Below are 23,961 nucleotides of genomic sequence, written 5' to 3'. Positions count from 1 at the left end.
GGTCTCAGGAGGCGCGATTCCGGACAATGCGCCATCGGCTGTACGCGTCAGGCTGCGCCGTTCGGCATCATGGCCGAGACCGCCCCGAGTGCGTCCGAGCTCATCTACGCGCGCTCCGAGCGCGGCTTCGCCCTGGTGAACCGGCGCACCGAGACGGTGCAGCGCCTGTACTTCCAGTGCGACCCCGCCGAGGACCCGGCCACCTGGCCCGACGACCGGATCTGGGAGGAATTCCAGAGCCGACTCGCCGGCGAGGACGGCTTCCGGCTCAACGAAGGCCCTGTCCTCGAAAAGACGGTGCTGCCGTTTCGCAGCTTCGTGCAGACACCGATGCGGCACGGTCGGCTGCTGCTGGCCGGGGACGCGGCGCATACCGTCCCACCGACCGGAGCCAAGGGCCTCGATCTCGCGCTGGCAGACGTGCGGGTCCTGGCCGAAGCCATCGAGCGCACCCTGCGGACAGGCGATGAGCAGGCGCTCCAGGCGTACAGCGACCGGGCCCTGGCCCGGGTCTGGAAGGCCCAGCACGTCTCCTACTGGATGACCACGATGCTCCACCGCCTTCCGGACGCGAGCGAGTTCGACGAGCAGCGGCAGATGGGCGAGCTGACCGGCATCGTCGCCTCCCGTGCCGGCTCGACCTGCCTTGCCGAGGGCTACACCGGCTGGCCGGGGCGCTGACCCGCAGAAGGGGAAGGTGCGACACCAGCCGTCCTGGAAGTCGGGCCGACAGGCGCGGAAGAGGGGGACGTGCCGGATTCCGGGGTGCCGGTCCAGGCACCGGCACTGCGAGAGGAGGGCCCGTCCCGTCAGGGGCGGGCCCTCCCGGGCGGCAGAAGGTCAGACTCGGTCGGCGGCGATGAGGAGGTACTGGAAGGACGCGTCCTTGTAGGAGTTGATGAACGCGTCCTCAATTCCGGTGACCAGCGAAGACGTTGCCCGCAGTTCCCAGTAGGGCAGAGTGGCGGGGGTGAGGTCGATGACGGCCTGCGGCACGAGGCGGTTGTCGGCCATGGCCCGCAGGTACTCCCGGCGCGAGTGGATGTTGCACTCGAAGTGCGCGTTGATCTGGGAGACCCACTTCGACGGCTGGCCGTACCGCGGGTTCCAGCAGCCGGTGATGGTCACATAGCGACCGCCGACCTCCAGGATGCGGGAGTGTTCCGCGAAGAGGTCCTGCAGGTCGACGTACATGCTCGACTCGTTGTTCCACGAGGCCGCGGCCTGCCCGGTCTCGAAGGGCGTGGAGAGCATGTTGCAGACGCGGGCGCGGACGTGGTCCTGGATGCGGAGTTCGTGGGCCCGCCGGTTGGCGAACTCGGCCTGCTTGGCCGACAGCGTGACGCCTTCGACCTTGCATCCGAAGCGTTGGTGCGCCATCACCATCGATCCGCCGCGCCCGCAGCCGGCGTCCACCAGGGTGTCGTCACGCCCGATGTCGCCGAGGTGCTCGAGGAGGACATCGGCCTGCGCCGACTCCAGTCGGTGGAGCTCGGCGATCAGCTTCTTCTCGCTCTCGCTGTCCTCGGCATCGCCGAGCGCGGAGTGGTCGACCTCACCGATGCCGTAGTGGTGGTGGTAGAGACCGTCGACATCACCGAGACGCAGGTTCACCGGCCTGGCCTCCCCGTCCCAGTAGCGGGCGATGTCTCCCTGGTAGGGAGTCGCCGGGCCGGGGATGCGCAGAGCGGCGTCGGTGGCGGTGAGTTCGGTGCTGGGCGTACGGGTCACAGATGAGTCCATTCTTGTTACCAGAAGTCGGGCAGGCTGTAGCGATAGGTGTTGGTCCGGTGCCAGTGGTGGTTGCCGTCGACCCACGCGGCCACGCCCCGCAGGAAGCGCTGCACACTCGGGACGGGGCAGTCGGTGGACAGGGCCGCGGCTTGGGTCTCGAAGTCGTGCATGAGGGCGTTGTGGACCTCGACCGCCTTCAGGTAGGCGTCCCGGTCGGAGCGGCCCTCATGCTCGGCGATCACGACGGGCAGGTTCAGATGGCGGCCCGGAGCGTCCAGCTCCTTGGTGTACGAGTACAGGTCGTTCACGATGGTCGTCGCGTTTCCCGCGAGCGCGATGACCTTCTGCATGGCGGCCTGGGCATGCAGGTCCATCGGCAGTTCGTAGCCGCCGACGGTGTCGGTGATGGTCGGGCAGGGGCGGAAGTTGTTGAACTGGCGCATCGCCAGGTACTCCCACACCTCGGGTACGTGGTCCAGCTGGGCCCAGGCGGCTTCGGCGAGATACCCCAGGTGAAGCCGGGCCATGTCGTGCCGGAACCGGTCGGCCTGGGAAGGGCTGGCCGTCCGGAGGAAGTAGTCCATGGCGGAGCGGTAGGCGCGCCGAGGCGCGTCCGCGTGGAGCGACTTCGCCCATTGCGCCTGGTACTCCTCCGTCGTGTACAGGGGGTCGAGTGCGGTGTGCGCCAGCAGAAGGCGTTCACCGAGGCCGACGGGCGAGCCGCCGTGGTCCTCGCAGTAGTAGTCGTCCACCGCGTTCTCGGCCACCATCAGGCGGGTCGCGATCATCAGGTGGTCGACGGTGGGCGCGTCCGGATGGCAGCCGACCATGTAGCGGCCCACGGAGAATCCGTCGAACTGCTCCTCCCAGTCCTCGGGATACAGCGAGACCTCCTCCAGTGCCCAGGACTTGATGCGTCGGCTGACCTCCTCGACCCGCACCGGATCGGGCTCGGCCACCTCGTGGTGGTAGAGGCCCGGGATCGGTCTGCCTTCCGCCGCGGCTGCCGGCGGCTCCGAGGGCGTCGGCAGCCGCTCCCGCAGGGTCAGGCGCAGGGCCGTCGTGCCCAAGCCGCTGGGGCCGCGCAGGATCCGTTCCAGGTCGAGACCCGGTGTCGGCACCATGGCTGCCGGGGCATCGGGAGGAGGTGGCGTCGGCACGGGAGGCGCGGGCGGTGCGGGATGCGCGGGTGGTGCGGGCAAGGACAGCGCACGGGGTGAGCCGCCGGTGGCAGTCTTGATGTCGCGGGCGCGGGCTGCGCATTCGGCGAGGACGTGCGCCCCGAAGTCGGCAGCGGCCGTCGGCAGGCTCGACTGCGGAGGCGTTGGCTCAGGCGCGGGCATGGGTGGCTCCTTGGTGGGGTGGGCGGCTGTCCAGGGCCCGTTCGGGCATGTGCGACGAACCGGGAGGGGCCGGGTGTCGTACCGTGCCTTGCGGACCGAGCCCGCTACCTGGGCCAGCGGGCGATCTGCACGTTCTCCAGCACACCTACCGCGTCCGGCACGAGGATGGCGGCGGAGTAGTAGGTGCTGACGAGGTAGGAGCTGATCGCTTGTTCGTTGAGGCCCATGAACCGGACCGACAGACCCGGTTCGTACTCGTCCGGCAGGCCCGTCTGATGAAGGCCGATGACGCCCTGGTTGTCCTCGCCGGTACGCATGCAGAGGATCGAGCTGGTGCGCTCCTTCGTGATGGGGATCTTGTTGCAGGGCAGGATGGGAACCCCGCGCCAGGCCGGGACCTGCTGGCCGCCGAGGTCGACGTGGTCCGGACAGAGCCCGCGCGCGTTGAATTCACGCCCGATCGCCGCGATGGTCCTGGGGTGCGCGAGGTAGAACTTCGACCCGCGACGGCGGCACAGCAGCTCGTCCATGTCGTCCGGGGTCGGTGGGCCGCAGTGCGTCTGGAGGCGCTGCTTGAAGTCGGCGTTGTGGAGCAGGCCGAACTCCCTGTTGTTGATCAGCTCGTGTTCCTGGCGCTCGCGCAATGCCTCGATGGTGAGCCTGAGCTGCTCCTTCGTCTGGTTCATCGGCCCGTTGTAGAGGTCGGCGACCCTGGTGTGCATCCGCAGAATGGTCTGCGCGACCGAGAGTTCGTACTCGCGCGGCTTCAGTTCGTAGTCGACGAACGCGCCGGGCAGCTCATGCTCACCGGTGTGGCCGGCCGACATCGCGATCTCCGCCTCGCCACGGTGGTTCTGCCGTTGACGGGGGAGCGACTTGAACTCTTCGACATGGTCTCGGAGGCTTGACGCCGCGGACAGCACGGCCTCGAAGTCGGCACGAGACAGGGTCAGCAGGATGCCCGAGGTCTCGGCGGTGGCGGTGTGTTCCCACCGGGCGTCCCCGTCCAGCAGGGCGTTGTCCCCGAACCGGTCGCCGTCGGCGAGTACGTCCAGGGCGACCTCTTCGCCGTACCTGCCGACGGAGGTCTGGCTGATGCGGCCATGGGCGATCAGGTGGAGCCGATCCGCGGGCGCCCCGCGCTCCACCAGTGTCTCGCCTGCGCGGAAGTCGCGTTGGACGCACCGATCGGCGAGGGCAGTCAGCACCTCCTCGTCGTCGAAGCCGCGCAGCAGGGCCAGTTCACCGAGCTCACGGGGGATCACCCGGACGTCGGCGCCGTCCTGGATGAACTCCACGCTCCCGTCGCCGACGGTGTAGGTCAGACGGCGGTTCACCCGGTAGGCCCCACCCTTGGTCTCCACCCAGGGGAGCATCCTCAGCAGCCAGCGAGAGGTGATCTCCTGCATCTGTGGAGCGGACTTGGTGGTGGTGGAGAGGTTGCGGGCGGCCGCCGTGCCGAGGCTGGTCTGCCGGGGTGGCTCCGGTCGCGCTTCCGGCATCGAGTCAACAGTCATCGGGGCGAGCTCTCCTTACTCAGGGCGGCGATGGCACCCGTGGGGGAATCGGCCAACAGGGGAAAAGGGGTATTCAAGGGAAATCCGTCCGGATCCAGATGAACCGTAGCGGCCGCTTCGCTCCGTGGACCAAGGAAAGTCGGCGACGTTAACTCGATACGATGATCGCGCGCCCATGATGTTTGCCCGGGTATTGGCGGGATTCAGCCTCGATCCGGCCGCCCTGCGTCACGAACTCGTCGTGGAACGCCTGGCGGACTCCGTTGGCGAGTTCGCCGTACTCGGCCGCGTCCGCCTCTTCGCCCGGTGTTCGACTCGGCCGTCAGGAGCATGAAGTACCGCTCCTTCGTCACCGCTTCCGAGAAGGCCTACGAGCGGGCCGGCGGAGCGAAGGAACCGAGAGGACCGGGGACGCCCACCGCGGTGACCAACGGCATCAGGATCCCGGCGCGGTACAACGGTCTGCTTTTCGACAGTGACTGGTTCGCCGGCCTGCTGCGGCAGATCCACGACGAGCCCCGGGTGTGGGAAGGGTCGCCCCTCTGATTCCAGCGCACCGGAAGGGCGGCGGCCACGTCAGGTGCTCCCGCATGTCCCGCACTCCCTGAACGGATCCGCGGCTCGGTCCGCAGGGACGTTCTCAGGAGGCCTCGTCGAGCTCCTGAAGGTAGCGGGTGAGGTCCTTGCCCATGAGGCGGTACGTCAACTCCGGTCCGGCGAGAGCCCAGTCGCCGTCGGGATTGGTGTTCACGGCCGCCCGGAAGGCCGCCACCGCGAAGTCGTCCTGATGAGCGTCCAGATACGAGGCGATGCGGCTCATGAGCGCCCAGTCGTTCCGCGGATTGAGCTCCAGCGCCCGGTTCGCGTCCTCCAGGGCGCGATCGGTCATCCCCATCAGCCGGTACGTCTCGCCACGCCCCGCGATGCACCACTCGTAGTCACTGTCGAGCCGTATCGCCTGGTTCAGGTCCCGGAGGGCCTGTTCGTAGTTCTTCTCCAGGCGATGCAGCGCACCGCGTGTGGCGTACGCCCAGGCGAGATCCGGCTGGAGTTCGATCGCGTGGCTCGCGTCGCGGATCGCGCGCTCGTTCTCCCCGATCATGCGGAACGCGGCCGCCCGGGCGGCCCACGCCGGGCCGTGCCGGGGATCGACGTGGACCACGGGCGACAGGGCCGCGATCGCTTCCCTGTAGCGGCTGTTGGCCAAGAGCTCGATCGCGTGCCTGAACGCCGGACGGGTCACGTCCCGGTCCAAGACGGCCACAGGGTGGGCCGGTTGGAAGGCGAGCGCGGCGCGGACCCATCCCCACAGGCCCGGTTGAGGGGGCAGGGCGGACACGGCCCCACGGCGCAGGTGTTGCCGGGCCGAGCGCAGTACCGCACCCCAGTCAGCGAACATCATTGCCTCCAGCGGGTTCTCCCGCGGTGTCACTGCGGACCGCACCCCCGGCGTCGTCCTCGGCGTTCTCTCGCCCGACCTCGTCCCGGCCGCGTTGTCCCATCCGCGGGTCGGATCGACGTATTCCTCCTTCGACGTGCCCGTTGCCGCTCCTGGCCGGGTGTCGCGGCGGATCGGCGGGCGAAGGGCCACCGCGTTCGGCCATCTGCTGGATCAGCAGCGGTGCCGTGATGCCCAGCGTGACCGCCGCCAACGGACCGGTGATCTGGTGCGCGGCGGCGTACACCGCGTCCATCCCGGCCGCCATGCCGAACCGGCAGACCACCGCGATGACATAGCCCCACACCTGCGGGCGGCCCCTGCCGTCTCTCCACGGCCATCTCGGGACTCGGACCGGCTGGAACGCGGACCACACTCCACGCATCTCGACCAGTCCCGCCCCTAGCAGTCCCCACAGACACGCCTGTCCTGTCCCCATTCCCGAACTCCCCCTGCACGGCGACCCGCGTCCCCCAGCATGGGCGCCCGCCCTCGCCTTCACATCCCCTCGGGCGCCCCCTCGACCAGCGCGCGGGGGCACCCCGGTCGTGAACGTCCGACGGCCGCGCCGCGGGCCGCTCCGGCGCGCGGCGGAGATCCCCGACGCTGCCCGCAGCGCGGCCGGAGCCGACTCGGCACCGGCCGTTGCGGTCCGGTCCCGCGCGTGATGACCCCGATGGGATCAGGTGCTTTGCCGAACTCGGTGCCGGCACCGGCACCCGTGGGGTGTCGTGCCGGTGTCGTGAGGACTGGAAGCCGCTGACGGCTCGGGCGGAGGCCGATGAGGAAGAGCCCACTCACCCGGATGACCAGCCATTTCGGCACGCGCTAGGTTTGATCCGTGACGACCGAACCAATATCTGAGCCGGAAACCACCTTCCGCTCCTCCAAGGGGCGCACCTCGCTGGTGGTTCTGGGCGCGACGGTGTTCGTCGTACTGGGTGCCTGGATGGTGATCGACCACACGACGGTCAAGGCAACCGTCATGGGTGCTGTCGCCGTGTTGTTCTTCGGCCTCTGTGACTGCCTGGCGATCGGACGCCTCCTTCGGCGGCGGCCCGAACTCGTGCTCACCGGCGAGGGTGTGACGCATGTGATGCTCGGCTCGATCGGCTGGACGGAGATCGCCGAGGTCGGGATCCGCGAGATCAAGGTCCGGTCCAGCACGCAACGAGTCATCGAACTGGTGCTCCGCGACCCGGTTGCCTATCTGGCGCGGGCACCACGCATGGCTCGAATCGCCGGCAAGGCCAACCTGCGCATGGGATTCAGCCCGACGAACATCTCGGCGACCACTCTCCCGGTGGACGCGGAGACAGTGGTGGCGGCCATGCGGCGGCACCACCCCGAGTTGAGGGTCAGGCGGTAGGCGCGCCCACTCGGAAGCGACAGAGACCGTGTCACCGGATCTGCCGGCGATCCTGCCGACTACCCGCGGATCGCGGTGACTTCGCATCCTCCGGCAGCACGGATGCCGGGTGCGGCGGACCGCGTTCGTGTCCCGGTGGCGGACGGTACCCCGGGGCCGCGACCCCGGGATACGCCGATGATGCCGTCCGGCAGGGCCACCGCTGACGCCCCGTACTCGCTGATCGCCAGGGTGCCGCCGAAGGCTCCCTGGTAGAAGGCCAGAGCCTGCCGGGCATCACCGGCGAAGCTGAGGCAGGGATTGAGGCGAGAGTCCACGGTGTGATCCGTCCAGGGTGGTTTGTCGGAATATGGAAGAAGTGCACACTGGCGCCGCCGTCGCCGCGCAGCGGGCATCTCCGCGCAGCGGCCCCGCGCGCCCCTTGCGGGGTTCCGGCACGGCTGCTCCGCGGGGAGCGGCAAGAGCACCGGCGATTTCCTCGCGCGGCCCGTCCATCGGCACCGTCGCGGCTCTTCCACCGGCACTGTCAGAGGCCCACGCGGGGGAGCGGGGCGCAACCATCGAATCGATGTGGCCGGCGGCGAACCGGTCGTCCAGGCTTCCTTGTCAGCGAACGTGGTCGCTCTTCGGTCCGATGTCTTTGATCCTGGCCGGAGTTCCGTCCGGGGTGAATGACCCGTGGAAGGTGAAGGCGCGCGGCGCGGAGCCGTGGTCCTGGAGATGTTCCAGCCGGGAAACCCCGTCCTGCCAGGTGGGTGTCACACCGTCGGAGACCCACCAGCACACGTGGTTCGGGTGTCCTGTCCTCTCGAACCAGTCGTAGCGCCTGTTCAGCGCCTCACGGTGCAGACCGGTGTAGATGGCGTCGAAGGCGGGGCGCAGGTCGGTCCAGAGGGAGAGGGTCGCGGCCAAGGCGGTGGTTTCCACCGTGCGGCCTTTGACGTACCAGGTCGGTACGGCGAACTCCCCCCATGCACCCCAGTCCGCCCCGAAGAGCATGCCCCGGTCACCCTCTGTCGCTTCAGCATGTGCGAGGTGTCCGGGGTGCTGACCGATCTTCCGGTAGACGGCTTCACCGACGTCGTAGAACTCGTGCGTGAGAGGTGCGGGATCGGCGAGCGGTGATTTCAGGACGCCGAAGGTGTACAGAGCAAGATGGGGCATGCGTCTCTCCCTGGTTGGGGCTGCCTCGCGTGGACCCGGATCGGTGGCTTGCGCGGGGCGCGAGAATGCGAGGGGCGTGGCCAACTCGTCCCGTCGCGGTGGCTCAACCTGAACGAACTCGTGCGCGACCGTGGGCGATCGCCGAGGACCAGGTGAAGATAGCCGCCTTCGCGGGCCATGTCGAAGTTGCGTTTTCCCTGTCCAAGTGGCCTCCGGCACCGGTCATCGAGGGGGTCGGAGCGGTGACGGGTCGGGCGGGCGGGCCGTGAGGCTTTCCCGTTCCGTGTTCGCGCCCGCACCGGCACTGACGTCGTTGCCGGCCTGGACGGGTGCGGACCCGGCAACGGAACCGAATCCGCGGAATGGGCAGGAATCCCCGCCGACCCGGTACGGCCGCGTCGGACTCTTTGCCGGAGAGGGGTCCGGGAGTCTCCCCGGACCCCGCTCACGGCCGGAAGCAGTCGGACATCAAGTCGTTGACCCCCTGCGGCTGTTCGGCGTTCGCCGGGACGGACTCCGCCGTCGTCGGCCTGAGGTCGATGATCGGAGTGCCCGAGACGGCGGCGAGGCCCACGACGGCCAGTTCGTGGCCGTCCACGGATTCGATGGCGCAGCACGTGACCCCGATGCGGTCCGGTCCGCGGGGGCCGCGGCCGGCGAAGACGCCGACGGACGGGCGGCCGGAGCGGCCGCGGTAGGGGCGGGGTGCGCGGTAGTCGTCCTGTTCCGGGAACGGTCGAAGACGAAGGGGGCCCCACGTGCGAGAAGCCTTCGAGGCGCTGGAGGCACGCCTCGCCGAAGCGTTCGCCGACGGTGGTGGTGCTGCGGACGGCACCCCGATTGTCCGTGTGCTGGACGTCCGTTCGGTCGTCCCGGATCGTACCTGTCGGTGTGATCTCGAAGCTCGACAGGGCCAGAAGCCGGCCCGTCGTCCCGAGGGGTGGCGTCGAGGCCGTCGATCGCCTTCGGTGTGCCAAGCCTGACGCCCCGTCGAGCCCGCACGGGGAGGTCTTCCCGCACCCGGCGGACTCGGTCTGACGTCTCCACTCCGCCCGCCCGAGTCCGTTGACATGTCCCTGCCTTGTGGCTAGCTTCACCGGGAGTTCTCGCCTGCGCCCTCAGGGGCCTGCAACCTTCGGGTTCCATTCGTGCGTTCGAATCGCTAGGCGCCTCGTCTCAGCGCAAAGGCAACGTTGTCAATTCCGGTCACCGCTTGGGCGGTGCGTGCTCTTCGGTGGAGACAACGTTGTCATACTCTCGCTCCCGAGCAGAGGAGAAATCCCCGTGAAGACACGACTGTCGAGACCTCCCGGAACGACCGTGATCGGCGTACTCGCGGCCGCGGGGCTGGTCGCGGCCGGGCTGTGCGCACCCGCGGCGGCGGCCGCGCGGCCCGAGCTCGTCACCTCGCCGGCCACCGTGGTCAACCCGTTCATCGGGACGTCGAACCAGGCGGACGACTTCCCTGGGGCCGATGTGCCGTTCGGCATGGTCCAGTGGAGCCCGGACACGCCGTCGCGTCCTGACGGGGGAGGGTACGAGTACAACGACTCGTCGATCACCGGTTTCAGTCTGACCCACATCGCCGGGCCGGGGTGCGGTGCGGCCGGTGACGTACCGGTGCTGCCCACGGTGGGCGCGGTGAACACGGGTGCGACGGTGGGGTTCTCGCATGCCGACGAGTCGGCGTCCGCCGGGTCGTACAAGGTGGCCCTCGACAACCAGGTGACCACCGAACTGACCACGACGACGCGCAGCGGCATGGCGCGCTTCACCTTCCCGTCGAGCAGCCAGGCCAATCTGATCTTCAAGTTGACGGGCAGTCAGAACGGTGCCAGCGCGACGCAGTTCACCAAGGTCTCGAACACCGAGGTGAGCGGCCAGGTCACCAGTGGGCGCTTCTGTGGTGCGGGGAACACCTACACCGTGTATTTCGACATGGTCTTCGACCAGCCCTTCGCCTCGCAAGGCAGCTCGTTCGCCAAGGCGTCGAGCACCACGCCCTCGACGCGGGGAAAGGCGTCCAAGAACGCCGCGGAGACGCCCAACAAGCCTGTACTGCACGGGAAGACGCCCAGGGTGACGGGCTCTGGTGCCGTGAAGGACGGGGTCGCCCCCGAGGCCGCCGCCTCGAACGCCTACGTCACCTTCAACACGACCGCCAACCCCGTCGTGCAGGCCAAGGTCGGTGTCTCGTACGTCTCGGTCGCCAACGCGGCCGCCAACCGGGCGGCGGAGAACAACGGGTGGGACTTCGACGGGACCCGCGCCGCCGCACAGAACGCGTGGAACGACGCACTCGGCAAGGTTCAGATCGCCGGCGGAACCGCCGCGCAACAGCAGAGCTTCTACACCGCGCTGTACCACTCCCTGCTGCATCCGAACGTGATCAGCGATACCAACGGGCAGTACTACGGCTTCGACGGCAAGACGCACACCGTGGACACCGGGCACCACGCGGCCTACGCCAACTACTCCGGCTGGGACATCTACCGCTCGCAGGCCCAACTCGAAGCCCTGGTCGCCCCACAGGTCGCATCGGACACCGCGCAGTCGATGGTCGACGACTACGCCCAAACCGGAATCTTCCCCAAGTGGTCCGAGAACAACGGGGAGTCGTACGTCATGGTGGGTGATCCGGCGGACGCCATCATCGCCGACTACTACGCCTTCGGGGCCAAGGACTTCGACACCAAGGCCGCCCTGGCCGCCATGGTCAAGCAGGCGAGCACGGCCAACAACGACAGGCCGGGCCTCAACTACCTGAACTCACCCGGGTACATGCCGCACGACGGCAGCTATGGCTGCTGCAACTTCTACGGTCCGGTGGCCACCACGCTGGAGTACAACACCGCTGACTTCGCGATCTCCGCCCTGGCCGGCGCCCTCGGCGACACCGGCAACCAGAAGACGTACGCCAACCGCGCGCAGGGCTGGCGCAACGTGCTCAACCCGGCCTCCGGCTTCGTCGAACCGCGTAACGCCAGTGGTTCGTGGACCGGCGGCTTCGACCCCACCAGCGGCACCGACATGGTCGAGGCCGACTCCTGGATCTACACCGGAATGGTCCCGTTCAACATCGCCGGCCTGGCCCGCGCCAAGGGTGGCAACACGGCGATGAACCACTACCTCGACACCGTGCTGCGCAGCTACACCGGCGACAAGGGCTACGCGTGGGTCGGCAACGAGCCGAGCATCGAACTCCCTTGGGAGTACGACTACACCGGACAGCCGTACAAGACGCAGGGCACGGTGCGGGCGATCCAGGACCAGATCTGGACGAACACTCCCGGCGGGCTGGCCGACGGCAACGACGACCTCGGCGCGATGAGCGCCTGGTACGTCTGGTCCGCGCTCGGAATGTACCCCGAGACCCCGGGCACCGCCGATCTCGCCCTGGGCTCACCGATGTTCACCCAGGCCGTGATCACGCTCCCGTCGGGCAAGACGCTCACGATCAACGGCAACGGCGCCGCCGACAACGCCCCCTACGTGCAGTCCGCGACCTGGAACGGCACCGCCTGGAACAACGCCTACGCTCCCACCACCGCGATCACGGCGGGCGGCACCCTGAGCTACACGCTCGGCACCAGCCCCAACACCTCCTGGGCGACGGCCCCGTCCGCCGCACCACCCTCCTACGCCGGTGACACCACGGCCCCCGCCTCGCCGCGCATCGGCCCGATCACCTCCGGAGTGGCGTCGAACCTCTGCGTGGACGACGCGTCCTCAGCCACCACCGACGGCACCCACGTCCAGATCTGGAGCTGCAACAGCACCTACGCACAGGACTGGATCATCGCCGGCGACGGAACGGTCCGGAGCCTGGGCAAATGCCTGGACGCCGACCACAGCGGGACCACCAACGGCACGCCGATCCAGCTGTGGACGTGCAACGGCAGCGGCGCCCAGCAGTGGACCACGGGTGCCAACGGATCGCTGGTCAACCCCGGGTCCAAGCTCTGCCTGGACGACCCCAACTCCTCCACCGCCAACGGCACCCAGCTCCAGCTGTACAGCTGCAACGGCTCGGGTGCCCAGAACTGGAAACTCCCGAGTTGAGCCACCCGCACGATCGGCATCCTCTCCTCCCGGCGAAGGGGGGAGAGGATGCTGGTGTCGCTCACGCGGCCGACGACAACGGCGCCGCGTGAGTCTCTGCCCGCTGACCACCGCCACGGTGCCGTTGCGCACCTCGCTCTCGTCGCTCCGCAAAAAATCGATGCGATGACGCAGAATCTTAACTGGATGATGGAAAGACGTGTCCGGTGTCTTGTGAGGGTGCCCCGCCACCTCCTACTGTCACCGCACCGGCACGGTCTGTCCGTTCGGGCTTCTGTTCACCGTGCGGCACTCAGCCCGCGCGTGTTCCGTCGGCCCGGCGCTGTCTTCGACCGTGCTCGCCCTCGTCCGTTCTGGTTCGTCCGTTCCGAGAGAAGCGAGAAGCCGATGTCGCGGTACAGCACACGCGCGGCTGCGGAGCGGGTCCGCAGCCGCGCGCCAGGACCGACCCGGGTCGCCACGGCGTTGACCGCGGCCGCCACCGGACTCGTCCTCGCCCTCGGGGCCCCGGCATCCGCGGCCGGCGGACACGGTGGCGGCGCCGCCACCCCGGTCGTCACCCGGGCCGGCCTCGATCCCGCCCTCGTCGCGGGACGCGGTGCCGCGGTGGACTTCGCCGAACAGGAGGCCGAGAACGCGTCGACGAACGGCACCGTCATCGGCCCCGACCGCACCGCCTACACCTTGCCCTCCGAGGCGTCCGGCCGCACCGCGGTGCGCCTGGGACCGGGCCGGTACGTCGAGTTCACCCTGCCACGCGCCGCCAACGCCCTCACCGTGCGCTACAGCATCCCGGACGCCCCCGAAGGCGGCGGCATCACCGCACCGCTCGACGTCTCCGTCGAGGGCAGACACCGCGCCACGATGACGCTCACCTCGCGGTACTCCTGGCTCTACAACCAGTACCCGTTCACCAACGATCCCCGAGCCGACCTGCTGCACCCGGACTGGTGGATCACCGAATGCGGCTGCGTCCCCACCGGCACGACCCCGACGCCCGCCATCGACAAGCCGTTCAGGCCCAGCCACTTCTACGACGAGCAGCGACTGCCGCTGGGCAAGCGGTACGCGGCGGGCGATACCGTCCGCCTCACCGCACCCAGGGGCAGCGCCGCGGCCTGGACCGTGATCGACCTCCTCGACACCCAACTCGTCGCCGCCCCGCACATCGAAGGACGCGCCGCGAACGTCCTCACGTTCGGCGCGGACCCCACCGGCCACCGCGACGCGGCCGACGCCCTCGACCGGGCCATCGCATACGCCAAGAAGCGGCACCTCAAGGTGTACCTGCCGCCGGGCACGTACCAGGTCAACCGGCACATCGTCGTGGACGACGTGACGATCGTCGGAGCGGGCAGCTGGTACACGATCATCAAGGGACACCAGGTCACCCTCGACACCCCGGCCCCCGACGGCTCGATCCACACCGGCGTCGGCTTCTACGGCAAGGACGCGGCGGACGGCGGCAGCCACGACGTCCACCTGTCCGGCTTCGCCGTCGAGGGCGACGTCCGCGAACGCGTCGACACCGACCAGGTCAACGCCGTCGGAGGCGCGCTGAGCGATTCGACGATCGACGGCCTCTACCTGCACCACACCAAGGTCGGCATGTGGCTCGACGGCCCGATGACGCGCCTCGCCGTCACGCGCAACATGATCGCCGACCAGATCGCCGACGGTCTCAACTTCCACACCGGCGTCACCGATTCCACTGTGTCGGACACCTTCGTCCGCAACACCGGCGACGACGGCCTGGCGATGTGGTCGGAGAAGACCGGCGACGCGCGCAACGCCTTCGCCCACAACACCGTGCAGACGCCGGCCCTGGCGAACGGCATCGCGCTCTACGGCGGGACCGACAACAAGGTCACCGGCAACCTCATCGCCGACCCCGTCAGGGAGGGCAGTGCCATCCAGATCGGCTCCCGGTTCGGAGCGCAGCCGTTCACCGGACACCTGTGGATCACGGACAACACCACGGTCCGCTCAGGACCGTTCGAGCTCAACTGGAAGATCGGCCTCGGTGCCATCTGGTTCTACGCCCTGGAGCGGGACATCGACGCCGACATCCAGGTCACCGGCGACCACTTCCTCGACAACACCTACAACGCGATCATGCTGGTCTCCGACTTCCCGGTGAAGGACAAGTACGCGATCCACGGGGTGCGCTTCAAGGACATCCGCGTGGACGGCACCGGAACGTCCGTGCTCAGCGCCCGCTCCGCCGGAGCGGCGTCCTTCGAGAACGTGGACGCCCGCAACGTCGGCGCGGTCGGCGTCAACAACTGCGGTGCCTTCAACTTCCCCGCCACGGGCTCCGAGTTCGAGGTCCGCGACCTCGGCGGCAACGACGGAGGCGGTACGACCGGCCCCTGGATGGCGTCCTGGGAACTGCCCAACACCATCACCTGCGACGACCGGCCACCGACGATCCAGCCACCGGCCCCGACGCCCTGGTGACCGGCGTCCGTCCCTGACCCGTACGGCGTGCCCCGTGCGGCAGGCTGCCAGGTACTCCGGGTGTACGACTTTGGACCGACTGGCACGGACGAGCAGAGTGGGAACGCTGGTGGGTGGGAGAACCGGTGGACAGGCCATCTCGGAGTACGCCGCCGCGATCGACTCCGGATCCCTCCAGCCGTAGGAACGCACTCCAGGCGCAACGCCGTTGCTCTTGCCGTGGGCGTAGGTCGGTCGGTTGTAGGTCCCGGGCGGTTCGGGTGGCTGCGCGTGCCTCCGGCTTATCGGGTTGTTTACAGCGTGAACCCTCGGAAGACGCCCTGGGGGTCCTGCTCGGCCGCCTCCTTGAAATCTCCGAAGGACAGATTGGCGATCATGAGGTTCGCGTGGATCTCGGGAACCCCGGAGGTCACCGTGCGGAACGCGCCGCCGTCCGCCTCGAACTCCTCGTCGCTGTCGCACTCCTCTCTTGTCAGTACCGCCATCGCCAGCAGCGTGCCGGGTCCGTCGCGCATCGACTCGTGATCGGCGAGGAACACAACGCTCAGTTCCTCATCGGCGGCGACAGCGGAGAGCACCTGCTCCGGTGTGAAGCCGGCCCACCTCGGATCGTCGGCGATGTGGACGTACAGCTCGATGTTGTTGTCGCCCCAGGGCTTCAGCAGTTCCGTTCTCAGGGCGGCCCATGCGGGTTCGTCGCCGTGGTCGGTCCTGATGATCAGAGCCGCGTCCGGATCGCGTCCCTCCAACCACTCCGTACGGTCACTCACGTCGTCGGCTCGCCTCTCCGCGCAGGTCACGGCCCGCGCAATCCGTAGGCACACTACGGGAGGCCACTGACACGCCTCCTCACCTCGTGGTGGTGGGGGCGGGCGGAGCCGAAACGGTGTTCCGGCGCGGCCCGACGGTCTGGTCCTGGTCGTTGGAAGGGTGCGGGGCGGCTGCGCCGTGAATCGGCTCACGTGGCCCTGGAAGGTGGAGGTGGGGCGCGTTGACGAGCTGGTGGACAGGCTGTGCCCAGGCCGTGCAAGGTGCGGGTATGGGTTCGTTGCGGATGACCCTGCAGACCCAACTGGTGCTGCGGGCTTTGCTGGTGGACCCCGCCAGGCAGAGATACGGCCTTGAGCTGTGCGAGTCGGCGGGACTGTCGTCGGGCACGATCTATCCGATCCTCGCCCGTCTGGAACAGGCCGGCTGGGTGGACAGCAGGTGGGAGGACCCGTCCGTGCACGAGGAAGGTGGCAGGCCACGGCGACGCTTCTACCGGATGACCGAAGACGGCGCCGAGGCGGCGCGCTTGGCCCTCGCGCGGAGCTGCCGGGCTCGCAAGCAGCGTCCTCCTGATGGGTGACCGCCCATCAGAACGACAACGGGGGAGTGCCATGAGGGTCTGCGCCGGTCAGGATCCCAGCTGAGCGAACACACCGCGCCCGGGCCGCGGGGCAGACCGCGCCCCCGGACCGGTGCGCTGTCTCATGGGCCGGGATCACGGTCCGGTGGTCGCGGTGGAACGCGCGCCGGGCGTCGGAGACGGGGACGGCGGAGGGTAGTACGGGTGCAGTGAGGGGGAGAGCGGGGCCAACGACTCGCACAGTGAGGAGGGGAAGGCGGGCTCCCTGCGCTGAATGTCTTGGCAGCCCCCGGCCGAAGTCCGGAAGATCGGATCCCAGCCGGACTTCTTGGACCGGAAGAACCAGCGGTCGCCCAGCCGAGCCGAGCAGGCAGGGTCTGCCGAGCCGTCGCAGGCCGGTCCCGTACGCCAGGAGAAGTCCAGCACCAGCCACTTGCCGTCGCACTTCTCCGAGTTCCGGTACGTGTGCGCGGGCGCGCCGACCGCCATCAACGCCTGATCGTAGGAGCCGGCGGTGCAGCCGGTGGCCGGCGGTGTGCAGCCCAGTTCCCCGCACAACCGGAGTGCGGGCGGCTTGGCGCCATCGGCGGTGAAGTGCGTGTAGTTGTCGACGATCACGTCTCGGTCGCCCAGCGGTTCGGGCAGGCTGACCTTCGCCGTGGCCGTGCTCTCCTCGGTGCACCCGGAAGCCCTGTCGCCGGACGGCGAGGTGAAGGTGACCTGTATACGGGCCAGGTCCGTCATCGGGTCGGTGAGCACCGCCTTGAGCTTGCGCACACATGTGCGGGCGCCGCTGGGCACATGGATGTCGATGAGCAGCGTGCGACGGTCCCGGCCGAGACGGACCCCGGTGACGGTGGAAGGCTGCGCGGTGGTCCATGGGATCGGCGTGGTCGCCGTCGGTCCGGATGGCCCCTGTTCCCCCTGCCCGGCCACCTGGGTTCCGCACGCGCCGAGCAACAGCACGGCAACGGCGCCGAGCAAGGCGGTCACGGCCGCTCGACTTGTTCCACCTGATCGCCGCAAGAGTGCTCCCCCCTGGCACACACCGATGTTTGCCAGGCCAATATAGGACGGTCGCCGGAAGCGTCCGTCTCGTGGGCCGGTGGGTCACCGGAACGACGTTCCGTCGCATGCCATGCGCTGTCGTGAGGCGGTCGAGCGGGAGCGGTGGAGCGCGGCGACGTCTTGAGCGGGCGTCGAGGACCAGCCACGGTTCCTGGCGGCCGGGGCACTGGTGCCGAGGGCCGTCATGGTGAAGTCTGACGGCACACGCCTGACGGTGGTCTCTTCTCAGGAAGGGCGCCGACACGATGACGGGGGCCGCGTTCGATGGACCGAGCCGACGACGACGCGCGGAAGATCCGCAGGGATCACACCGGACCCGGCTGCCCGGTCGCCCGCGGGGACGACGGTACATGGCAGGTACGCGGTTACTCGGCGGCGCGCGCCGTTCTGCGCAGCACCGACACCGTACAAGCGGGTCTGGGCATCGAGACCGTCGAGAAGATGCCCGCCCGGATCCGGCGGCCCGTGCTGTACCGCGACGGGGCCGAACACCGCGAACACCGTCGTCAGACCGCCCGCTACTTCACACCCCGTCGGGTGGACGAGCACTATCGAGAACTCACCGAACGCGTCACCCGGAAACGCCTGAACACGCTGCGGACCGAAGGCGAGGCGCGGCTGGACGACCTCTCGTTCGGCGTCGCGATCGATGTGGCGTGCGGGGTGATCGGCCTGACGCACAGCAGACCCGGCATCCAGGGCCGGCTGGAACGCTTCTTCCCCGAGAAGTTCGGCAAGCCCGGGCTGACCAGTCCGCAAGGGATCTACTGGCTGTTCCGCCAGAACACCAACTGGCTGCGGATCTATCTCGCCGACGTCCGCCCGGCCGTCCGCGCCCACCGCCGGCGGCCCGCCGACAACCTCATATCGCACCTGATCGCGGAGGGCTGTTCGGACACGGAGATCCTCGGCGAGTGCCTCACCTACGCGGCCGCCGGCATGGTCACCACCCGCGAGTTCATCTGCGTCGCCGCCTGGCACCTGTTCACCGACGCCGCTCTGCGCGAGCGTTACTCGACCGGGAGCGAGACCGAACGCCTCGCGGTGATCCACGAGATCCTGCGCCTGGAACCCGCGGTCGCCCGGCTGAGCCGGCGGACCACCGGCTCCGTCGACGTGCCGGGCGCCGACGGCCCGGTCACCGTGCCGGCCGGCGCGCTCGTCGACATCCTCGTCGACGAGGCCAACACCGACCCGGAAGTGATGGGCGTCGCCCCCACCACGGTCTGCCCCGGCAGGCCGACCACCACCGGCCGGTACGCCGCCGCCCTGTCCTTCGGCGACGGACCGCACCGCTGCCCCGGGGCCGACATAGCGATGATGGAGACCAACGTCTTCCTGGGCGCCCTCTTCGCCCTCGACGGCATCCGGATGCTCACGCCGCCCCGCGTCACGTTCCAGGACGAGATCGGGGGTTACGTGATCCGCGGACTGCGGGTGGCCGTCGACCGGGGCTGATGCCGGGCCACCGGCGCCCTTCCCGCATTCAGGTCATGTACCCGGCAGCCCCTGACCCTGCCCTTGCCGGGGTTGGTGCCGTGCGGGCCGCATCGCCCGGATCAGGGCCGACCGTCCGGTATCCGGAACATGACCGTCTTGCCGGCGGAGGTCAGCAACCGGTGTGCTTGGGGGTGAACTCCATGCGTGTGTGCTCGTCCTTGCCGATGGCCTCGTCGTAGGTCGTTCGGCGGACCTGGTACCAGACGTCGTCCTTCGCCGCGTCGCCGCCGACGTTGTCCAGACTCACGCACCACTGTTCCGGCCGGACGACACGCTTGTAGGTCTCGGTTCCCTTGTGGACCCACCTGCAGCTCTTGACCCGCTCCGTGGAGTACCAGGTGCGCGTCTTACGCCTGGTGCCCGATCCCGTGCTCTTCGTGTGCTTGACGCGCCGTGTCGAGGTGCTGCACTTCTTGACGGTGTGGGGCCGAGTGGCCCGGGTGGTCTTGGCCGACAGGTGGCGCATCTGGTCCCGGAGTCCAAAGACGGTCGCGTCCGCCGTCTTGTCCGGGCCCGGCTCCGACCCGCTCCCGCCGCCCTGGCCGACACCGGTCGAGCGGGTCGGAGCCGCGTCGGTGTCATCCCCTTGGCCGCACGCGCCGAGCCCGGCGATGAGAACCGCCGTCACCGCAGCCACCATCAGTCGCTTGCTTGACATGTCTCCCCCTACGATTAACGAAACGCAGCGTAACGGATAACGAGCTTCACTCAAACGACCGTTCGAGTTGCGGGCGCTCGAAGAGCTCCTGCTGGGACCCGCGGATGCGGCCGGATCGGATTCTGCGTCAGGGCCCCGGCCCGCCCACACCTCGCGCGTTCAGCGACTGTCCGTTGCAGCTCCGAGTCTGCCCGCACGGAGATGGTCGGCTCGCACGCTGACGGACCATGCAGCCCCGGGCGAGACCCTGGCGGGGCGTCGATTCGAACGTGGAGCCTTGGTGAGTCGGCAGCAGCCGTTCAAGCGCGGGACCCGTCGTCTTCGGAGAGTGTCTCCTTGATCGCGCGGAAGAAGGACATCCGCTCGACCAACTGCGCACCCGCCACTTCGGTCAGGGGTTCGGGTTGGTGTCCGAAGCCGACCGGTGGTGAGGGAAGTCCGAGCGCCGCGAACGCCTCGTCGAGGTGCTGCCGCGGTTCACCGACGCCCCGCAGAATGGCGGTGAGGGGACGGGGATCCGACGTCCCGTAGGCCGTCGCCAGCGCGGTTGCCCGCTCCGCCGCCTCTTCCTGGGTCGGCATCTCGGCCGGGTCGGCCCACCAGACATGGGTGACCAACAGGCGTCCGTCGCGGTGCAGATGGAGCGTGTAGTCCGCCCCCTCCTTGACCGCCACCAGCACCGGCCACTTCTCACCCCGGCTGAACGTATGCGCCAGACCTGACAGTCCACTCTCTTCGAGCAGGGTCTTACGCAGGCCCTTGCGACGGCCCGCCGGATCTGCCGAAGGCGCGATCTCGACGAACGTGCCGCCGTGTGGCGCCGGAGCGAGACGCATCGTCGTACCGGTGAGCAGAACCGCTTCACGGACATCCCGCAGCGGGGCGGCGGCGAGCGCGACAGCCATGGTGGCAGGTGGGGTCGCCACTTCCTTCCTGGCCGCCCAGGCCGCAGCGTCGGCGAATCCCGGCGCAGGTACGAAGCCGCTGAAGTACGGCGTCCGCCGGGCGACGTGCACGCGGACCCCCCTACGCATCAGAAGGAAGATTTCCCGAGCGTCGCCCAGGTACGCCCAGGGAAAGGAACGTGCGTCGTCGCCGATGAGGCGGAATACCTCCAAAGCCTCAGCCTCGCGCTCGGAGCGGATCAGCGCGAGCGCGAGATGGTTACGGAGGCTGGATGCCCGCCGATCGCCCGGGCCGTACGCAGCCGACAGTCTCAGACCTGCCTCGACGTGCGCCTCGATCCGGGACCAGTCCACCGGCCCCTGCCCGCTGCCGGCGTCGTGGTCCACCGCGTACTCGGTGACCGCCTGCAGGGGCAGTCCGCGCAACGGCGAACCGTCGGGAGCCGCGGTGGCGGCCGCCTCGGCGAACTCGAACATCTCCGCGTGCGACCCGTACCACTTCTGGGCCAGGTACTGCACCGCACCCGTGTGCAGCCCCAGGTGATGGGGGTCAGCCTCGCGACCTCGCGCCAGATACCCGTCGAACACCTTGCGCGGAGCGCCGAGCCCCATGGCATGGGTGATGCGGATCCGCCAGGGCACGGGGTCACCGGGGTTGAGGTCGGCAGCCGTCCGCAGGACCGGCTCGGCGTCACGCAGCACCGTGTGGAACGCCCGGAACTTTTCCCGCGACACGTGGCGGGCACGCGCGGCAGTGCGTATCTCCCAGGCGCGGTCGATCTCCAAGTCGGCCGCGATCAGGGCGAGATCGGGATCGCCGGGTCGCTTCCCGCGCCAGTCGTCGAGCCATCCGGTGTGGTGCAGCGCCAGTTCGGCCAGCCTGGCGCTGTACCAGCTCCGTTGATCCCAGTCCCGGGCGAGGCGCGTTCGTGCCATCAGTTCCGCCGTCGGTTCCCAATTCCCCGACCGGGCCTCGGAGATGGCGGCCCGCAGAATGGAGTCCGGCGCGTCCACTTCCACCGCGCCGTCCGGTGGCATGTGCTCGCCTGTGGCCCCGAAATGGCGCACGATCCGAGGCAACGCGAATACGCCCGGCAGATTTCCCATGCAGTCCCCCAACGGCCCACGGCCGCACGTGGTTGATCATCATCGAGCCGCACACCCTACTGACCCGCGGCAGAGGGACGACACCGAGGAGCGCAGGAGCGCTCCGCCGTCTCCACTTGCGGGTGCTGCGGGTGCTGCGGGTGCTGCGGTGACTCGGTGGCCGATGCCGGGCCGTTGGCCGATCCCCCTCATCCCGGGTCGCGTCGTCCGGAAGCGGAGACGGCGTACGAGCCGGATGCGTCGCGGCTTGGCAGGCCATTCGGGGGAGGCGCCCCACCACACCGTGATGGGATACGTGCCATGAGCGAGTCGTCCCTGCGGGACCGCATCGAGCGGTACTACGCCACTGTGCCGTTGCTGTTCGCCGAAGCCGAGACGTTCGGCCCCTTCCACCTCTTCGTACGGAAGGAGGCAGGTGCCCCGTACTACGGCGGCCCGGGTCATGCCCGTCCCGACTCGACGGCCGGGCCGGTGACACCCACGGGGGACGACATCGCCCTGGTACGTGCCCGGCAGCGCGAACTCGGTGTGCCGCAGGCCTTCGAGTGGCTCGCCGAGGTGACGCCGTCACTGCGTGGCCGCATGGAAGCGGCAGGTCTTCCGGTGGCCGAACGCCCGCTGATGATTCTCGATCCGCACCGTCAACTGCCCAGACAGGCTCTGCCGGATGGCGTCAGCATCCGAGCGGTGGACGCCGACGACCCCGCGCTCCCCGCCGTACTCGCCCTGCCCGGCGTGGCGTTCGCGGACGAGGGCACGGCAGTGGGGTCGGCGGGCCGCGCGGAGTTGGAGGCGGCGGCCGAGGGCCTCGAAGCGGACGGCACGGTCGCGTCGATCCGCCCCTCGCTCCGGAGGGGACACAAGACGCTCGTCGCCGCTTTCGCCCCGGACGGCACCCCGCTCGCCGCGGGCCACTACCACCCGGCGGACGGCACCACCGAGATCGGCGGGATCGGCACCCTTCCCACCGCGCGCCGTCAGGGACTGGGCGCCGCGGTCATGACGGCCCTGGCCGATCACGCCCGCGGCCATGGCGTGAACACCGTCTTCCTCGCGTACGCCGAGGAGTCCGTCGCGCGCATCTACGCCCGAATCGGCTTCCGCCCGGCCGGCACCACCCTGCTGATCGCCGATCAACCGGCCCGTGGTCAGTAGGGTCGTGCGGTTCCGTCAAACACCTGGTCGGCGTGCCGGGGTGCGCCGAGGGCCGATGGGCGGGACGGATATCGTCCTGTCATGACACAGGAGTTCGACCTCGCCGCGTCGCTCGCCAGAGGCGTCCAAAACCGCAGTGGTGCCTGGGCCTTCATCCAGGGCTATACCGCGCACTGGACCGGAGCGTCCCTGGGAAGCGCTGACGGGTGGACAGAAGCCGATCTCGACGCGGCCGAGGAGCGACTGGGCCTCCGGCTCCCGGCGACGTTCCGCGAGGGGTATCTGCTGTTCGGACGCCGACGGGATCTCACCAGCAACCACGATGTCCTGCTGGGTCCCGCGGAGCTGTACGTGGATGAGGCGGGGGAGGCCCTGGTCTTCCGTCACGAGAACCAGGGAGCCGCATCCTGGGGCATCCTCCTCGACAGCCTCCAGGACGAGGATCCCGCAGTGTCCATCCGGCTCGACCTCGCCGACAAGAGTGCGGAGCGCTGGGCGGGCTGGCTGGAGCGACTCTCCCTCAGCTTCGTCGAGATCGTCCTGTCGGAGTCCCTGCAGGCCGGCGGGGAGACCTGCGACTTCCTCGACCCGGATGAGGACACCCCCGAACTGCTGGAGACGAACTGCGTCCGCCTGGCGTTTCCGGCGTACCTGATCGCTGAGGAGATCCGGTGGTTCCTGGGCCACGACGTCCTCCTGCGCGATGACGACGGCGGGGCCGTCCTGGCCCGCGGTCGGACGGCAGAGGACCTCGAACGCGTTCGTGACCTGATCCCGGGCGACTGGCTCGACGACCATCGCTGATCAGGTCCTTCTCCTCTGCCGGCGGAACCGCCCCAGTGGGACTCACCAGGGGCTCTGCTGCCCGGCTTACGACGCGGTGGCCGAGACCCCCGTTCAAGCCCACCGTCGGCTCGGTGCAGACGGGCCTCCCCGGCCATCAGGCCGGGGAGGCCATCGGTCCGTTCGTGGCCGGTCGGTCGGTCAAGTCACCCGAGAACCGGGTGTGCTGCCGCCTGCGCATAAGGGAGCTGCGGGGGCGTGACCAGGCCGAACGGCGCTTCCGAGGTGAGCCGCACGAGATCGCGGTCCGCGGTGATCGCGAGCTTCTCGGACCGCGGGGCCGGTCT

20 protein-coding genes are annotated in these 23,961 nt (G+C 69.1%); 9 read left to right on the top strand and 11 right to left on the bottom strand.

The window, feature by feature from the left end; translation table 11 throughout:
* Positions 1-69 precede the first annotated feature (69 nt).
* Positions 70-681: an FAD-dependent monooxygenase gene (locus ACFYW7_RS24435; RefSeq protein ID WP_389505797.1), complete on the top strand. Its 612-nt coding sequence runs from the start codon at positions 70-72 to the stop codon at positions 679-681.
* Between the two features lie 159 nt (positions 682-840).
* Here ACFYW7_RS24435 and ACFYW7_RS24430 read toward each other — a convergent pair whose 3' ends face one another.
* From ACFYW7_RS24430 to ACFYW7_RS24420, 3 genes are all read right to left on the bottom strand, one after another.
* Positions 841-1,743, bottom strand: a complete 903-nt coding sequence (locus ACFYW7_RS24430) for a geranyl diphosphate 2-C-methyltransferase (protein WP_389505794.1) — start codon at positions 1,741-1,743, stop codon at positions 841-843.
* A gap of 5 nt (positions 1,744-1,748) precedes the next feature.
* Entirely contained in the window at positions 1,749-3,077 is a 1,329-nt protein-coding gene (locus ACFYW7_RS24425; RefSeq protein WP_389505791.1) for a family 2 encapsulin nanocompartment cargo protein terpene cyclase, read from the bottom strand.
* Between the two features lie 104 nt (positions 3,078-3,181).
* Complete coding sequence (locus ACFYW7_RS24420) at positions 3,182-4,594, bottom strand: family 2B encapsulin nanocompartment shell protein (RefSeq protein WP_389505788.1); 1,413 nt, start codon at positions 4,592-4,594, stop codon at positions 3,182-3,184.
* A 330-nt stretch (positions 4,595-4,924) separates the two neighbouring features.
* Between ACFYW7_RS24420 and ACFYW7_RS24415 the strand changes: the two genes are divergently transcribed.
* Positions 4,925-5,140: a hypothetical protein gene (locus tag ACFYW7_RS24415; protein WP_389505786.1), complete on the top strand. Its 216-nt coding sequence runs from the start codon at positions 4,925-4,927 to the stop codon at positions 5,138-5,140.
* A gap of 94 nt (positions 5,141-5,234) precedes the next feature.
* Here ACFYW7_RS24415 and ACFYW7_RS24410 read toward each other — a convergent pair whose 3' ends face one another.
* Together ACFYW7_RS24410 and ACFYW7_RS24405 are read right to left on the bottom strand one after the other, a co-directional pair.
* The gene (locus ACFYW7_RS24410; protein ID WP_389505784.1) at positions 5,235-5,993 is read right to left on the bottom strand and encodes a tetratricopeptide repeat protein; all 759 of its coding nucleotides are present in this window, start codon (positions 5,991-5,993) and stop codon (positions 5,235-5,237) included.
* Positions 5,983-6,471, bottom strand: coding sequence for a hypothetical protein (locus ACFYW7_RS24405; RefSeq protein WP_389505782.1), 489 nt, complete (start codon positions 6,469-6,471; stop codon positions 5,983-5,985). The genes ACFYW7_RS24410 and ACFYW7_RS24405 overlap by 11 nt, the downstream gene beginning before the upstream one ends.
* Positions 6,472-6,873: 402 nt before the next feature.
* Between ACFYW7_RS24405 and ACFYW7_RS24400 the strand changes: the two genes are divergently transcribed.
* Complete coding sequence (locus ACFYW7_RS24400) at positions 6,874-7,401, top strand: STM3941 family protein (protein ID WP_389505780.1); 528 nt, start codon at positions 6,874-6,876, stop codon at positions 7,399-7,401.
* Between the two features lie 606 nt (positions 7,402-8,007).
* Here ACFYW7_RS24400 and ACFYW7_RS24395 read toward each other — a convergent pair.
* Both ACFYW7_RS24395 and ACFYW7_RS24390 read right to left on the bottom strand, forming a co-directional pair.
* A complete protein-coding gene (locus tag ACFYW7_RS24395) occupies positions 8,008-8,565 on the bottom strand; it encodes a DUF3291 domain-containing protein (protein ID WP_389505778.1) in 558 nt (185 codons plus the stop codon).
* Positions 8,566-9,010: 445 nt separating this feature from the next.
* Positions 9,011-9,637, bottom strand: a complete 627-nt coding sequence (locus ACFYW7_RS24390) for a TrmO family methyltransferase (protein ID WP_389505776.1) — start codon at positions 9,635-9,637, stop codon at positions 9,011-9,013.
* Positions 9,638-9,849: 212 nt separating this feature from the next.
* Between ACFYW7_RS24390 and ACFYW7_RS24385 the strand changes: the two genes are divergently transcribed.
* Together ACFYW7_RS24385 and ACFYW7_RS24380 are read left to right on the top strand one after the other, a co-directional pair.
* The gene (locus tag ACFYW7_RS24385) at positions 9,850-12,627 is read left to right on the top strand and encodes a lectin (RefSeq protein WP_389505774.1); all 2,778 of its coding nucleotides are present in this window, start codon (positions 9,850-9,852) and stop codon (positions 12,625-12,627) included.
* Positions 12,628-13,014: 387 nt separating this feature from the next.
* Positions 13,015-15,087, top strand: coding sequence for a glycosyl hydrolase family 28-related protein (locus ACFYW7_RS24380; protein WP_389505772.1), 2,073 nt, complete (start codon positions 13,015-13,017; stop codon positions 15,085-15,087).
* A 293-nt stretch (positions 15,088-15,380) separates the two neighbouring features.
* On the opposite strand, the gene ACFYW7_RS24375 is transcribed toward ACFYW7_RS24380, so the two are convergent.
* Positions 15,381-15,857: a DUF6924 domain-containing protein gene (locus ACFYW7_RS24375; RefSeq protein ID WP_389505770.1), complete on the bottom strand. Its 477-nt coding sequence runs from the start codon at positions 15,855-15,857 to the stop codon at positions 15,381-15,383.
* A gap of 269 nt (positions 15,858-16,126) precedes the next feature.
* Between ACFYW7_RS24375 and ACFYW7_RS24370 the strand changes: the two genes are divergently transcribed.
* A complete protein-coding gene (locus ACFYW7_RS24370; RefSeq protein WP_389505768.1) occupies positions 16,127-16,438 on the top strand; it encodes a PadR family transcriptional regulator in 312 nt (103 codons plus the stop codon).
* Between the two features lie 135 nt (positions 16,439-16,573).
* Here the strand turns inward: ACFYW7_RS24370 and ACFYW7_RS24365 are convergent, their stop codons facing one another.
* Complete coding sequence (locus ACFYW7_RS24365; RefSeq protein ID WP_389505766.1) at positions 16,574-17,431, bottom strand: hypothetical protein; 858 nt, start codon at positions 17,429-17,431, stop codon at positions 16,574-16,576.
* Positions 17,432-17,770: 339 nt separating this feature from the next.
* On the opposite strand from ACFYW7_RS24365, the gene ACFYW7_RS24360 reads away from it, so the two are divergent.
* Complete coding sequence (locus tag ACFYW7_RS24360; RefSeq protein ID WP_389505764.1) at positions 17,771-18,964, top strand: cytochrome P450; 1,194 nt, start codon at positions 17,771-17,773, stop codon at positions 18,962-18,964.
* 151 nt (positions 18,965-19,115) lie between these two features.
* On the opposite strand, the gene ACFYW7_RS24355 is transcribed toward ACFYW7_RS24360, so the two are convergent.
* A complete protein-coding gene (locus ACFYW7_RS24355) occupies positions 19,116-19,664 on the bottom strand; it encodes a hypothetical protein (RefSeq protein WP_389505762.1) in 549 nt (182 codons plus the stop codon).
* A gap of 299 nt (positions 19,665-19,963) precedes the next feature.
* Positions 19,964-21,676 (bottom strand): hypothetical protein, encoded by a 1,713-nt coding sequence (locus ACFYW7_RS24350; protein ID WP_389505760.1) that lies wholly within the window; start codon positions 21,674-21,676, stop codon positions 19,964-19,966.
* A 300-nt stretch (positions 21,677-21,976) separates the two neighbouring features.
* On the opposite strand from ACFYW7_RS24350, the gene ACFYW7_RS24345 reads away from it, so the two are divergent.
* Both ACFYW7_RS24345 and ACFYW7_RS24340 read left to right on the top strand, forming a co-directional pair.
* Positions 21,977-22,831 (top strand): GNAT family N-acetyltransferase, encoded by an 855-nt coding sequence (locus tag ACFYW7_RS24345; protein WP_389505758.1) that lies wholly within the window; start codon positions 21,977-21,979, stop codon positions 22,829-22,831.
* A gap of 81 nt (positions 22,832-22,912) precedes the next feature.
* Positions 22,913-23,635: an SMI1/KNR4 family protein gene (locus ACFYW7_RS24340; protein ID WP_389505756.1), complete on the top strand. Its 723-nt coding sequence runs from the start codon at positions 22,913-22,915 to the stop codon at positions 23,633-23,635.
* The last annotated feature ends 326 nt before the right edge of the window (positions 23,636-23,961 follow it).

The sequence above is a fragment of the Streptomyces sp. NPDC002580 genome, assembly GCF_042889485.1.
In the GTDB taxonomy this organism is placed as follows: domain Bacteria; phylum Actinomycetota; class Actinomycetes; order Streptomycetales; family Streptomycetaceae; genus Streptomyces.
The sequence above is the reverse complement of the archived record's forward strand: the minus strand, read 5'-3'. Positions and strand labels throughout refer to the sequence as shown.